Source organism: Flavobacteriales bacterium (assembly GCA_016704485.1).
Lineage (GTDB): Bacteria > Bacteroidota > Bacteroidia > Flavobacteriales_F > PHOS-HE28 > PHOS-HE28.
This window is the reverse complement of the sequence record JADJAA010000001.1, coordinates 300348-314904: the sequence shown is the minus strand read 5'-3', so window position 1 is coordinate 314904 and position 14557 is coordinate 300348. Positions and strand designations below refer to the sequence as shown.

Sequence of the window (14557 nt, the reverse complement as noted above, 5' to 3'; positions counted from 1 at the left end):
CAAAGGATAAGCTGAATTTCGGACAAACCATGCCTAGGATATCGGCGCGACATGTGTTCAATATCTGAGTTGATCTGATCTCCCGCACTCGATGCGGGACTGTGCCTGTCACTCCGGTCCCGTCATCACATGCTACGACACGGGGACCGGAGTGCGTTCCGATGATCATCATCAACACAACGTCGTACATTTGTCCCGTCGAGCAAACGGGGTGTCCATCACATTTGATGGTCTGAGATCAAACCCGAAGAACCTGCGCAGGTAATGCTGCGAAGGGAATCAAGGCCTGTTCAATTAGGCACCTCCGCAAGTCGACGATCAATACGGAGGAAAATGAGGTCTTTATTATTTATCGTCACGTTAACATTTGGCGCTTTTGCATCTGCGCAATCTTCGATCACCGGATCGGTAACGGATGAGGCGGACTTGCCGATGGTCGGTGTCGTTGCAACCCTAGGAGAAGCAACCTTGCTGGGTACTACTTCCGCAAAGGATGGATCCTTCGAATTACGTGGGATCGGAACTGGTCGACAGGTTCTGCATTTACGCTTCATTGGTTATGCACCATTGGATACGACGATCGATGTCGTTGCAGATGAGGAATTCATTTATAATTTCTCTATGATGCCGGATCCGTTGACGATGCGTTCGGCGGAAATAACCGCATTGCGTGGTGGTGAGAATTCGCCATTTGCAAGATCTCTGGTTACAAAAGAAGAGTTAGCGAAAAGGAATACAGGAGTTGACCTGCCTTATTTGCTGGAGTTGGAACCAAGTGTAGTTGTTACCAGTGATGCAGGTACTGGAATTGGTTACACGGGCATGCGTATTCGTGGAACCGATGCAACGCGTACCAACATTACATTGAACGGCGTTCCATTCAACGATATGGAAAGTCAAGGTGCATTCTTGGTGAATTTGCCGGATCTCGCTTCAAGTGCTGAGGACATTGAAATACAACGCGGGATCGGCACCAGTACCAATGGTCCGGCGGCATTCGGTGCTACGGTCAATCTTCGTACGACCAGTGTAAAGAAGGATCCCTGGGGAACAATTGGTGTCAGTGGTGGGTCATTCAATACGCAACGTTATAGTATGTCTGCTGGTACGGGGTTGATCAAGGATCGCTTCAGTTTTGATCTGCGGTTGAGTTCAATTACCAGCGATGGGTACATCGATCGTGCGACATCCGATCTGAAAAGTTACTTCCTTCAATGCGCATGGGCAGGAAAGAAAAGATCACTTCGCTTAATCACCTTCCGTGGAAAAGAACTGACCTACCAGTCGTGGGGAGGAGTGCCTCGCGAGGTGATCGATACGAACCGAACATACAACGAGTACACGTATAAGAATGAAGTGGACAATTATGATCAGTCCCATTTTCAATTGATCTTCGAAGAAAAGCTGGGCGTCAATACCACTTTCAATCTAACGGGTTTCAGAGTGGATGGCAAAGGTTATTTTGAGAACCTGAAGGCCAATGTTGAGAGTCCCGGTTATTTCCCGGATCCTATCGTAGTTGGAAGTGACACGGTGCTGATGAACGACTTCATAATCCGTCGCTGGCTTGATAACTCAATGTTAGGAGTGAATGCCTCAATTTCGCATCGGTTCAACGGTCATGATCTAATTCTAGGTGGGTCATATAGCGATTACCGAGGTTCACATTTTGGCGAGGTGATCTGGGCGCGTTTCGCAGGACCGTTCAGCAATGATCTCCGCTATTATGATGATGACGCGCGGAAAACGGATGGCAACATCTATGCTAAGCTGAATTTGAAATTGAAAGATCGACTACATCTATTCGGTGATCTACAAATGCGCACGGTGAAGTATGATTTTTTGGGATTCAATGACGACCTGAACAGTGCGATACAGAACAGTGCGTTCACATTCTTCAATCCGAAGGCCGGCATGAATTGGCGCATTCATGAAGGTGGGCGTCTCTATGGATCCGTTGCACTAGCGAACCGCGAACCGAATCGCGATGATTTCACGGAAACCACTCCAACGAGCAGGCCGACGAGTGAACGAATGATCGACCATGAAGTGGGTTATGAGCGGCGTGGGTCGAAGTATGCCACTGGATTGAACCTGTACTACATGGATTACACCGATCAATTGGTCCTCACCGGAGAACTTAACGATGTGGGCGCAGCGCTGCGAACGAATGTTGCATCAAGTTATCGGGCTGGCCTGGAATTGACATGGGTCGCACAATTCACACACTGGTTGAGCTGGAAAGGAAATGCGACATTCAGTCGGAACCGGATCTTGGACCTTACCGAGTTTGTTGATGATTGGGATACGGGCGGGCAAGAGGCAGTGAATTATCCGGAAACACCGATCGCATTCAGTCCGGAGATGATCGCCGGAAGTGAACTTGGGCTTCGTTTTTGGCAGAACGAAGGAATAGGCTCTGCGAATATCACGCTGGTTACGAAGTACGTGGGTGAACAATATCTGGATAACAGTGGAAGTGCCGATCGTGCGTTGGATGCATATTTCGTGAATGACCTGCGGATCAACATATCCTTGCTTCAGCGGAAGAACGCGCCTAAAGTTGATCTCAATGTGACGGCCCGTAATATTTTCAATGAGTTGTACGCGAGCAATGGATGGAGTTATGGTTTTCTTTCGGATGGTGAACGAAATGAATTGGTAGGTCTTTATCCCCAAGCACCGCTGAACTTTATGTGTGGTTTAACTGTTTCATTTTGAGAAGATGCTTCACCATAGTACATTAGCCCTGACCAACGAACCATTAACCAAATGAAAAGGCGCGACTTTCTTTTACGCTCATGTCAGGCTTGTGCAGCATTGGCAATTATCCCAGCGGCCACGTTAGCGAGCTGTTCAGGTGCTAAAGGATTAGCCCTTACCGCAACGAATGGGATGGTGCAGGTTCCAGTGGCGCAATTGGATGTGAGTGGCAACACGATGGTAAAAGCTAAAGGTGCACCGGATAACTTCATGGTCATCAAGAATACGGATGGAACCTATGAGGCCATCGGGTTGAAATGTCCACACAAAGGTGGTCCCGTAAAAATGAAGGGTGGGCAGTTGGTGTGTAGTTGGCACGGAAGTGCGTTCGATACGACCGGCCACGTTATAAAAGGTCCTTCGAAAGATGACCTGCCACGTTACAAAACGGAACTGCTCGGAGAAATGCTCCACGTGAAATTCGCCTAGGTAGGCAATTCAAGCTACTGCCTCGCGCATCTCAAAGATCCGCTCCGGGTCTTCTTCGAATGCCGTTCCGATAACGAGCACATCGGCGCCTGCAGTACACAATGCACGAGCCGTCTTCGCATCCCGGATCCCACCACCAATAATGATCGGGAGATCCACGCTATTGCGCACTGCTGCGATCATTTCAGGAGATACGGTGAATTCCGCGCCACTTCCTGTATCCATATAGATGGTGCGTAGGCCCAGCATTTCGCCAGCTAGAGCAGTGCAAGCGGCAATACCAGGTTTGTCACGCGGTATGGGTAAGGTTTGGCTCACGTAACTTACTGTCGTTGGCTTCCCTCCATCCACCAGCATATACCCGGTGGGGATCGTTTCAATACCCATGGCCTTCAGGGTAGGTGCTGCCGTAACATGGTGGCCTATCAACAACTCAGGGTTACGTCCACTGATCAGGGAGAGTAGTAGAACGGCATCTGCATGTTTGCTCAATTGTGCAGGACTTCCAGGAAACAGCACGACCGGTCTATCGCTCCATTGTTTCACCAATTCAACGCACCTGTTGAACGCAGCGGAAGTCAACAAGCTCCCACCGACGAATAGCAGATCCGCCTTTGCCATACAGGCATTCTGAACGGTGCGTTCCAACCTCGCTTCATCTTGCCCAAAGTCTGGGTCTATAAGCACAGCAAGGAGTTTGCGCCCGGTGTTCTTTGCAGATACGATATGCTGAATTACGCTTTCCAAATCGTTGCGAACTTACGGAGGTTTGATCACTCCGGGCCTTCTTTCCGGGCCTTGAGCCGGGACGAAGTCGCCTTGAAGTGACCAAGGTCCACAGCTGGACGAATGAAAGTCCCAAAGGTTGTTCCTGCTTCTATGAGAGAAAGAACGGGACAGTGGTAAAAAAACCCAAGGTCCACTGGTTTCACATGCAAACCTTACCTTTGCCGCCCCAAATGAATACGACCATGCCACAGACAAAAGAACAACTCAAGTACAAAGTAAAGGATATGTCCCTTGCTGCTTGGGGTCGAAAAGAGATCGAACTTGCCGAAGCGGAAATGCCCGGACTAATGTCCTTGCGCAGCGAATTCGGTAAAGAGAAGCCGCTGAAAGGCGCACGCATTGCAGGTTGCTTGCACATGACCATTCAGACAGCCGTGTTGATCGAAACATTGGTTGAGCTTGGCGCTGAAGTGACCTGGAGCAGCTGTAACATCTTCAGCACACAGGACCATGCCGCAGCTGCAATTGCAGAAGCAGGAATTCCTGTGTTTGCATGGAAAGGCCTCAACGAAAAAGATTTTGATTGGTGTATTGAGCAGACCATTTTCGGTTTCGAAGGTGGCAAGCCATTGAACATGATCCTGGATGATGGTGGTGACCTAACGAACATGGTGTTCGATAAATTTCCCGAATTGACCAAAGGCATCAAAGGGCTGAGCGAAGAGACCACGACTGGAGTTCTTCGTTTGTTGGATCGTGAAAAGAACGGAACATTGGTGATGCCTGCGATCAATGTGAATGATAGCGTTACCAAGAGCAAGTTCGATAATAAATACGGTTGTAAGGAAAGTGCAGTGGATGCCATCCGTCGGGCAACTGATGTAATGATGGCCGGTAAAGTTGCTGTGGTCTGCGGTTACGGTGATGTAGGCAAAGGAACCGCCGCTTCGCTGGCAGGTGCAGGTGCACGTGTTATCGTTACCGAGATCGACCCTATCTGCGCGTTGCAAGCTGCAATGGACGGATTCGAAGTGAAGAAATTCGGGAATTGTGTGCACCGTGCGGACATCATCATAACGACCACAGGTAACCGGGATATCGTTCGTGCTGAACACTTCGAGAAGATGAAGGACAAGACCATCGTGTGTAACATCGGCCACTTCGACAATGAGATCGACATGGCTTGGATGAACAAGACCCACGGTGCTTCCAAAGTTGAGATCAAGCCGCAAGTGGATAAGTACACCATAAATGGGAAGGATATTCTGATCCTTGCTGAAGGCCGTTTGGTGAACCTTGGTTGTGCAACAGGCCACCCGAGTTTTGTAATGAGCAACAGCTTTACCAACCAAACGTTGGCCCAGTTGGAGCTATGGAACAACAACGGGAATTATGAGAATAAGGTCTATGTGCTTCCAAAGCATCTTGACGAGAAAGTTGCTCGTCTCCACTTGGAGAAGATCGGTGTTGAATTGGAAGAGTTGAACGATACACAAGCGAAGTATATCGGCGTTCCAAAGGAAGGTCCGTACAAGAGCGATGCGTATCGCTACTGATTCCAAAGATCACTTAAAAGCAAAAAGCCCGGCTGTTACAGCCGGGCTTTTTTTATGGAAGAGTGAAAGGTGCTTTTAGTTGTAGATCCTCAATGTGGTTCCGTTGAACGATGTATTGTACCGTTGTAAGGGCAGTGCACTTGGACCTTCGGATACGCTACCATCAAGGATCAAAAAGGCGGATTGGCAACAAGCGGTATCCCGGGCAATGATATTGCTGTCATCAACGATCACCCTGCACAGTTCCGCGGTTTGATAAGGGCAGTGCCGGTCCATGGCCACAAAGTCATCCGGGCTGCTGCGGTAAACGATGATCCCTTGGGAACCACCGCTGAGATAGAGCCATCCGCCGGTTACCGCAATATCCGCATAAGAAGGGTTATTGACATTTATGCTAATGTTCACATTCGTCAATGGTACACCGCCTGGCCTTGCTTTCCTGCAAGAAGCTGCCAGTAAAAAGCAGCACACGATGATCAAGGTAATTGCCGGATTGCGGTACATGAACGGTCTAACGAATAAATACAAAGGTATCGTATGATAAGCTCAGTGGCCGTTCCTCACACCTCAACGACCCAGGCTGGTCCGTCGGATTTTCAGTTCGTAGGTATCATCTTTGCTGGATCATGCGAAAACTGATACGCACATTGCTCGTCCTATCCCTGCTATTCGTGGTACCTATTGCATCGTACGCACAAGATGGCGGGATCAGCCAGAAGAAGCAGGAAAAGATCCTCGCGAAAAAAGCTGTGAAAGACAAAAAAGCTGAGGCTAAGCGAGAAAAGCAGGGTAAAAAACGCCACCTTAAGATCCAGAGCAAGGACGTCAGAAAAAGATTGAAACGGAATACGAAACGAGCGGATAGAAGTGGTTCGGATCGGCATCGTGATGGCTTTTTCGTAAGGCTTTTCGGTCGTAGGTAGTATTGGTGCCTGTGTGAGCAAGCTGCGTTGGACCTGTATATTTCGCTCCGAATTTTGAACGGATCACACACACGATCGGTGATATCTTTACCTCGGGACAAGGTGTGCCGATCGGATTTCTCCAATTGATCTATTGCACCTTATAGAAAAAAAGCAATGCGAACAACGAACTTTGAACGTTTTGGCGAAAAGAGATCTTCCTATATTAGCGCCCCCTCGTTGTCCAGTTCAGTTAGACGTAAAACCATCCGTTGATGTTGAGAAGACTATTCTCTATCGTAGTAATTTCCTTATGTGCCGCAGTCACCGTGAATGCTCAGGTGGGTGCTGGTAGCTTAAAAGGAACCGTCAAAGACAAGAAAAGTTCGGAACCACTTCCGTTCGTTAGTGTGGTCATAGAACGTGGTGGCACTCAGGTGACCGGCGGCTCCACGGATTTTGATGGAAACTACTTCATCAAACCGATCGATCCGGGTACATATGATGTGGTCATCGCTTATACGGGATACCAACCATCACGCCAGACCGGAGTGGTCATTAACAGTAACCAGATCACGTTCTTGGACATTACGCTGAACTCTGGTATCGAACTGGTGGAGTTCGAAGTAGTGGAATATAATGTGCCATTGATCCAGCGGGATGGTGGTGCATCGGGTGGAACCGTTACACGTGAGGATATTGCAAAGATGCCGGGTCGTTCGGCTGCTTCCATTGCAACATCCGTTGCAGGAGCAAGCACAGCCGGTACTACTGATGGGGAGATCAGCATTCGCGGATCACGTGGCGAGAATACCTACTATTATATTGATGGAGTAAAAGTTCCTGCTGGAGCAGGCACTGGTCTCCCAAAGAGCGCGATCGAGGAAGTACAAGTAATTACAGGTGGTGTTCCTGCTAACTATGGGGACGTTACCGGTGGTCTCATTAATATCACAACGCGTGGTCCGAGCAGGAACTTCAGCGGTGGGTTGGAATACCTTACTTCAGGATACAAAGTCGGAGATGATATCACGGATATTGTTGGTCTCGATAAATATGCCTTCAACCAGGTTGAAGCTTCTCTGTTCGGTCCCATTTTATTCAAGAAGGATAGTTTGGGTAATAAGGACAAGCCGTTGATCGGGTTCTTCCTGAGCGGACAGTACAGCAATATTGTTGATCCCTCTCCATCGTATTTAGGCGACGTGCGTGTGAAACCGTCCTTACGTGCAGACTTTTTGGAGAATCCCGCTCGACTGGTCTCAACGGGAGGAGATGATTTTACAATGACCTACGCCAGCGATTACTTGCGTACAGGTGATATAGAGAGCATTAAGACACGTCAGAACGCGGGTGAGACAAAGTATCTGGCTTCGGGTAAGATCGATATCACAACGTCGCCAACGATCACGCTGACCATGGGTGGTTCGATGGATTACGGTAACCGTCAGAATTATAACCGTAAGAATGCATTGTTGAATGCGGAGAATAATTATCGTACCAAGGAGAGTACTTACAGAGGATTCATTAAATTCACTCAACGCTTCGTGAACCGTACGGATGAGGAGGAGAAGAAAGCGACCATCCAGAACGCTTACTACAGCCTTCAATTGGATTACTCGCGTTATCAGAATAACGTGGAGGACTTTGTACACGGTAAGAACCTGTTCGATTATGGCTATGTGGGCAAGTTCGATATTTACAGTGCTCCACAGTACGAGTTGGATTTTCTGAATGCGCGGTGGAATAATGTAGGAATGCGCGATACCTTGGTGTCGTTCACCCCTGGCACCCAGAATCCGGACCTTGCCTCCATTAATAATTTCTATTTCAATGCATTACCCCATGAGCAGTTTCCTATAGGCGACCTTTTCAGTGCTCCAGGTGCACCTGAGGATCCGAACTATGTTGGGTACTACAATAATTTTGCGGAAACCCAAGGGCGTGGTGTTATTTGGAACGGCTTACGTCCACGTGACCTATATGGTCTCTGGAACAATATCGGATTCGTTGATGATCCGAATGGGGCGGAATTCCGCAAGCGCCAAAGTGATCAGATCCGATTTACAGCGCTCGGAAGTGCGGATATAGGTGACCATGCGGTAAGTGTTGGTGTGGAGTATGAGCAATTGACCCAGCGCCGTTATGATCTTGCACCGATTGGTCTGTGGACCCGTGCACGTGCGCTGGCTAACTTCCATACTTCGGAGTATGAGACCGAGACTCCAACTGCTATCTTCCAGATACCATTCAGCCCGTTACCATTCTACGTTTTCTCACCACTCGTTGGCTCCGATCAGCGGAATTTCGATCGCAATTTGAGAACCTCGTTGGGCTTGGATCCGAACGGTTCGGACTTCATCAATGTGGATGCATTGGATCCTAGTGCATTTTCGTTGGATATGTTCTCTGCGGATGAGTTGATCAACAACGGTAACAATTTGGTGAATTATGCAGGTTATGACCACGTTGGTAATCGCCTGACCTCCAAGCCAAGTTTCGACAGCTTCTTTACCGCAAAGGATGAGAAAGGCAATTTCACACGACTGCAAGCACCGTTCCAGCCGATCTACATCGCTGGTTATCTGATGGACAAGTTCGCTTTTGATGACATCATTTTTAACGTTGGTGTGCGTGTTGATCGTTATGATGCCAACCAGAACGTATTGACCGACCCTTATTTGATGCAGGAAGCATACACTGCGGGATCAGTGGTTCCTGACCAGGACATTGCGAATCAATTGGCCGATCGTCCGAGCAATATCGGTGATGATTTCGTCGTGTATGTGAATGATGAATCGAATGCGATCACCATCAAAGGTTACCGTGATGGTGATACCTGGTACAGTGCTACTGGAGTTGAATTGAATGATGGAGGTAGCTCGGTTCAGGAAGCGGGGGAGATCCATCCATATTTGATAGAGAAAGGCCTTGCGGGAGATCTGGATGGTTCAAAATTGAGCAAGAAAGCATTCAGTGATTACACACCTGCGGTGAATGTGATGCCGCGTATCGCTTTCTCATTCCCGATCTCGGATGAAGCCGTTTTCTTTGCCCACTATGACGTATTGGTGCAACGTCCGAATGCGATCTATTCCCGAGGGGACCTCGCTGAATATGCGTATTATGAGACATCATTGAATGAACTCAATAATCCGAACCTGAAGCCGACCAAAACGATCGACTACGAACTGGGATTCCAGCAAGTATTGAGCAAATCGTCGTCGTTGAAATTGTCAGCGTTCTATCGTGAACTTCGCGATCAGATCCAGATCGTTAATCGCAACAATGCATGGCCGCGTAGTTATCGTTCTTATGACAATATTGACTTTGGTACGGTAAAAGGGTTCAGCGCTGCCTTCGATCTTCGACGCACAGGGAATATTTCGATGCGCGCCACGTATACCTTGCAATTCGCCGATGGTACGGGTTCCGGACCACGGAGCGGATTGGCCGTGATCAATAGCGGACAGGCAAATCTGCGAACTATTTCCCCATTGGATTTTGATCAGCGCCATCGTATCACGTTGAACATGGATTACCGCTATGGTTCCGGGAAGGACTACAACGGTCCTATGCTATTCGGTAAACCGATCTTTAGCAACACAGGTCTCAACACAGCGATCGTACTGGGCAGCGGTACACCATACAGTGGTAGTAGCCAGGTTGTTAATGAAGGCGCAGGCAACACCAACTACCGCTTGGACGGTAAGTTGAACGGCTCACGCTTGCCTTGGCAATTCTCCACGGATATGCAGTTGGATCGAAATTTTGACGTGCAATTCGGTGGTAAGGAAGGGGACAAGGTCAAGAAGATGAGTTTGAACGTCTACTTGGTGGTTACCAATGTCTTCAACACCCAGAACATCACGGATGTATTCCGGTATACGGGTTCACCGAATAATGATGGTTACATCGAACAACTTACAGACCGTTCACAGATCGACCCGGATGCATTCCGTGATCTGTATGCGATAAAAGTGAACGATCCAGGAAATTACGGTGCTCCCCGCACCATTCGTCTCGGGGTACGTTTCGATTTCTGATGAATAAAAGAGCACAGATCATGAAAGGCTTTACCAGCGCAATTCCTACCAGAACCTTCGCACTGAGCTTAGCCGCGTGCATTGGCCTCACCGCCTCTGCAAAGAACCCTCCGCCTACCGGTGGAATGACAACACATTCCGGTCCTGCATTAGTGGCAAAGGCGGCAGCGTGTTCGCCTGCTTCTCAGGTTACACAGTTGGCGTTCAACAACGTTAGGGCGGTGATCGAGAACGGCGGAAACATGTGGGAACGCCGAGCGGGCAACTCGCGTTCTGGCTATGAGGTTCCGAAGACTGATGATTTCAGCGGTCCGAATGCGATCTTCGCTGGTGCGCTCTGGATGGGAGGGATCTCTTCTACAGGACAATTGAAGATCGCGGCTGTAGAATACCGTCAGAATGGTAACGACTTCTGGCCGGGACCGCTTACGAATGATGGTGCTGCTACGGTTACCCCCGAGGTTTGTCTTGAGTACGATCGGTTCTATGTCACAAGCCGTGCAATGGCGGAAACACACCTGCAATACTTTAATTGCTCCAATGATCCCGATTGTGATATTGAGGAGCTCTTCCCTGATGGATACTCCATTCCAACTGCTTTTGTCGATTGGCCGGCCAATGGTAACCCCAGTGCAGGACAAGACCTTTATTTGGCCCCGTTCATAGATTCGGATGGAGATGGGTTCTATGACCCGTATGCAGGTGATTATCCGGATTATGGATTCAATACCACGGTTGAGGATTGCAAGAACAAGGATCGCGATGAACCTGTAGCACTCTTCGGAGATAATAATATCTACTGGATCTTCAATGATAAAGGAGACGCCCACACGGAGACCAACGGCGAACCGATCGGTCTTGAAGTGCGCGCACAGGCCTTCTCGTTCAATAGCAATGATGAGATCAATAACATGACCTTCATCAACTATACGGTGATCAACCAAGGTTCTCAGACCTTGACCAATACCTATTTCGGTCACTTTATTGATCCGGACCTCGGTTGCCCGGATGATGACTTCGTAGGTTGTGATGTACAACGTGGTTTAGGTTTTGCCTATAATTGGGATGACAATGATGAAACATGCCAAGGTGGTAGCAGTATCGGTTATGGAGCTCAGCCACCGGCAATTGGAGTTGACTTTTTCGAAGGGCCCTATCAGGATGATGACAACGTGGATAATCCAGGGCCGGAGAATACAGGTGAGTTCGTTGATTGCATTATCGCACGCGATCAACATGGTATTCCATACAAGGGTCTCGGTATCGGCTATGGTGATGATGTGATAGACAACGAACGATTCGGTATGCGTGCGTTCATCTACTTCAACCGTGAGGGTAACTCGAACCTGACCGATCCAAGTAACGCTTCACATTGGTACAACTATCTGCGGAGTATTTGGAAGAATGGTCGGCCTCAGAGTTATGGAGGGAATGGATATTCAGAGGATCCGAATGCCATCCGTTGCTATTACATGTTCCCTTGGGATACGGATGTAGTAGGTTGGGGCACGGATTGTGTGCCACAGCCCGATTGGCGGGAGACCGCCCCAACGCCAGCACTTCCCGATCGTCGTTTTGTTCAGAGCGCTGGTCCGTTCACATTGGAACCTGGTGCGTACAATAACGTTACCGTTGGAGTTGTTTATGCCCGTGCGGCTTCCGGAGGTGCTGCGGCCAGTGTAATTCCGCTACGCGTTGCAGATGATAAAGCACAGGCTTTGTTCGATAACTGTTTCAAGATCCTTGATGGTCCGGATGCGCCCGATCTAGCGATCCAGGAATTGGACCGTGAATTGATCCTTTATTTGGTGAATCCAGTAGGAAGCAACAACGAAAGTGAGACCTATGAGGAACTTGATCCGGTCATTCCGGAGAGCGGTCCGAATGGCCTTTATGATCGTACCTATACGTTCCAAGGGTACAAAGTGTATCAGTTGAGAGATAATACCATCAGTGTTTCGGACCTGGGTGATATTAACCTTGCACGGTTGGTCTATCAAGGTGACATTAAGGATAGCATTGGGCAATTGATCAACTACACCTATAGTGATGTTGTGCAACAGGCTGTTCCTACCCAACAGGTCAATGGTGCGGACAATGGTGTTGTTCACGCGATCCGTATTGTGGAGGACAAATTTGCCCAAGGGAACCCTGCTTTGGTGAATTTCAAGTCGTATTACTACTTGGCCATTGCATACGGCTATAATAACTATGAAGATTACAACATTGGTGCAGGTACCGGCCAAAGCAAGCCCTATGTTGCGGGTCGTAAAGCAGCGTTCGGGTCCATCCGTTCATATGTCGGAATTCCGCATAAACCATCACCTGAAAGTGGAGGAACCGTACAACATTCGAACTTCGGTGACCTTATGCCGGTTACTCGCCTGGAAGGGCAAGGAAACGGTGGTCTGCGATTGGAGTTGGAACAGAGCAGCTTGGATGCCATTGCGTCCAGCCCAAGCGGTCGCGTTGGAGAGTTGAGCTACAAGCCGGGTGCAGGCCCTATTGCCGTGCGTGTGATCGATCCACTTGCCGTGCCAAAAGCGGAGTTTGAGGTATGGATGCAGGATAGCGTTACCCCGGGTGATCTGAATGATGCCTACTGGTACATCACCAAAACAGATGATGACGGTGTAGAAACCGTCCCCAGTGATCGTACCATAGACCTCAATTACGAGCAGTTGTTATTGGATTGGGGAATTTCGGTGAGCATTGGGCAAACGTTCTACAACTCAACGGCACAGGGTCCTGAGTTCTTGTCCACTTTACCCGTTGGTAATGGTACTATGACATTTGCGGATCAATCGAAACCTTGGCTACAGGGTATACCTGATGGAGAAGGCATCAATAACCCGGTGAATTGGATCTTATCCGGGCTTACGGCAGACGAGGACTTCCCGATCTACAATGACCGTTTGAACAAGGACAATAATCAGATCTACGAGAGTATTCTTGGTGGAACATGGGCTCCGTGGACCCTTGCCGGTATTGACGATTTCCAGCCGGGAAGAGCTGGAAGTCTAGGTAGCTCTACGCAAACACCATCAAAGATCTCTGAGACACCAAGTATTCAAGTGATCATTACTTCGGATAAGAGCAAGTGGTCACGCTGTATGGTCGTTGAAGAAGAAGCGAATACGTCGTTGTCAATGGGTGGTGCGCAGAAACTTGGACTTCGTAGTTCACCAAGCGTGGACAAAGAAGGCCGTATGAGCGGCACCCCTGGTTGCAACGAAGCGGAGGCAACCTTGAACGGTACCCAACCAACCGGTGCGGGCTGGTTCCCAGGCTATGCGGTTGAACTGGAGACCGGTGAGCGATTGAACCTTGCCTTCGGTGAGAATAGTTTCTGGGGAGGTGCCATCGGTCAGGATATGATCTGGAACCCTGGAACGGATATTTTTACAAACTCCGGTGACCCAACATTCGGTGGTAGCCATTGGATCTATGTGTATAAGAACGATCGCAGGCTTACCGGCAATCAGGGTCGCGTACCATCCTACGATGAAGCGCAATTCATGTATGGACTTGCCGCTAGCGGCGGAACTGCTGATCTGATCAACCTTTACCGTGGCGTAGCTTGGGTCGGTAGCGCAATACGCAATGCAAGCTTCGCTCATATGGCGACTGATGTCAATATTGTACTGAGCGTGGCAAAACCGTACAACGCATTTGTTCAATATCCGGGGGCGGTCGGTGATCCGATCCAAACACCACTGAACAATGGGTTACCGTTGTACAAATTCGGTAGCGGTGATTACGCGGTTACACTCAGCGATGATGAGACAGCGAACGAAACGTTGGACATCATCGGTATTGTTCCGAATCCGTATTATGGTTTCAGCGGTTATGAGACCACACGGTTGGACAATCGTGTGAAGTTCATCAATCTACCTGAAGAATGTACGATCTCCATCTACAACGTTGGCGGTACGCTGGTGCGTAAGTTCAAAAAGTCCAATGATCTGACTTACTTGGCTTGGGCCCTGAAGAACAGTACCAATATTCCGATCGCCGGTGGAGTATACATCTGCCATATTGATGTTCCGGGTGTAGGTGAAACCGTATTGAGGTGGTTCGGTGCACTACGCCCACTGGATCTACAGAATTTCTAAGCTGACGACGCAATAAT

Annotated in this window: 9 protein-coding genes; 7 read left to right on the top strand and 2 right to left on the bottom strand. The window is 48.9% G+C overall.

The window, feature by feature from the left end; genetic code table 11:
* Positions 1-333 precede the first annotated feature (333 nt).
* Both IPF95_01380 and IPF95_01375 read left to right on the top strand, forming a co-directional pair.
* Positions 334-2721: a TonB-dependent receptor plug domain-containing protein gene (locus IPF95_01380; GenBank protein MBK6473345.1), complete on the top strand. Its 2388-nt coding sequence runs from the start codon at positions 334-336 to the stop codon at positions 2719-2721.
* A gap of 51 nt (positions 2722-2772) precedes the next feature.
* Positions 2773-3192 (top strand): Rieske (2Fe-2S) protein, encoded by a 420-nt coding sequence (locus IPF95_01375; GenBank protein MBK6473344.1) that lies wholly within the window; start codon positions 2773-2775, stop codon positions 3190-3192.
* Between the two features lie 9 nt (positions 3193-3201).
* Here the strand turns inward: IPF95_01375 and IPF95_01370 are convergent, their stop codons facing one another.
* Positions 3202-3927 (bottom strand): geranylgeranylglyceryl/heptaprenylglyceryl phosphate synthase, encoded by a 726-nt coding sequence (locus IPF95_01370; protein ID MBK6473343.1) that lies wholly within the window; start codon positions 3925-3927, stop codon positions 3202-3204.
* A gap of 236 nt (positions 3928-4163) precedes the next feature.
* Here IPF95_01370 and IPF95_01365 point away from each other — a divergent pair, with 236 nt between their 5' ends.
* Positions 4164-5477, top strand: a complete 1314-nt coding sequence (locus IPF95_01365; protein ID MBK6473342.1) for an adenosylhomocysteinase — start codon at positions 4164-4166, stop codon at positions 5475-5477.
* A gap of 75 nt (positions 5478-5552) precedes the next feature.
* On the opposite strand, the gene IPF95_01360 is transcribed toward IPF95_01365, so the two are convergent.
* The gene (locus IPF95_01360; GenBank protein MBK6473341.1) at positions 5553-5882 is read right to left on the bottom strand and encodes a hypothetical protein; all 330 of its coding nucleotides are present in this window, start codon (positions 5880-5882) and stop codon (positions 5553-5555) included.
* On the opposite strand from IPF95_01360, the gene IPF95_01355 reads away from it, so the two are divergent.
* The 4 genes from IPF95_01355 to IPF95_01340 all read left to right on the top strand — a co-directional run bounded on the left by IPF95_01355 (position 5875) and on the right by IPF95_01340 (position 14540).
* A complete protein-coding gene (locus IPF95_01355) occupies positions 5875-6018 on the top strand; it encodes a hypothetical protein (protein ID MBK6473340.1) in 144 nt (47 codons plus the stop codon). The two genes, IPF95_01360 and IPF95_01355, sit on opposite strands and share 8 nt — an antisense overlap.
* Positions 6019-6103: 85 nt before the next feature.
* Positions 6104-6400 (top strand): hypothetical protein, encoded by a 297-nt coding sequence (locus IPF95_01350; GenBank protein ID MBK6473339.1) that lies wholly within the window; start codon positions 6104-6106, stop codon positions 6398-6400.
* A 254-nt stretch (positions 6401-6654) separates the two neighbouring features.
* Positions 6655-10425 (top strand): carboxypeptidase regulatory-like domain-containing protein, encoded by a 3771-nt coding sequence (locus IPF95_01345; GenBank protein MBK6473338.1) that lies wholly within the window; start codon positions 6655-6657, stop codon positions 10423-10425.
* Entirely contained in the window at positions 10425-14540 is a 4116-nt protein-coding gene (locus IPF95_01340) for a T9SS C-terminal target domain-containing protein (GenBank protein MBK6473337.1), read from the top strand. The genes IPF95_01345 and IPF95_01340 overlap by 1 nt, the downstream gene beginning before the upstream one ends.
* Positions 14541-14557 lie beyond the last annotated feature (17 nt).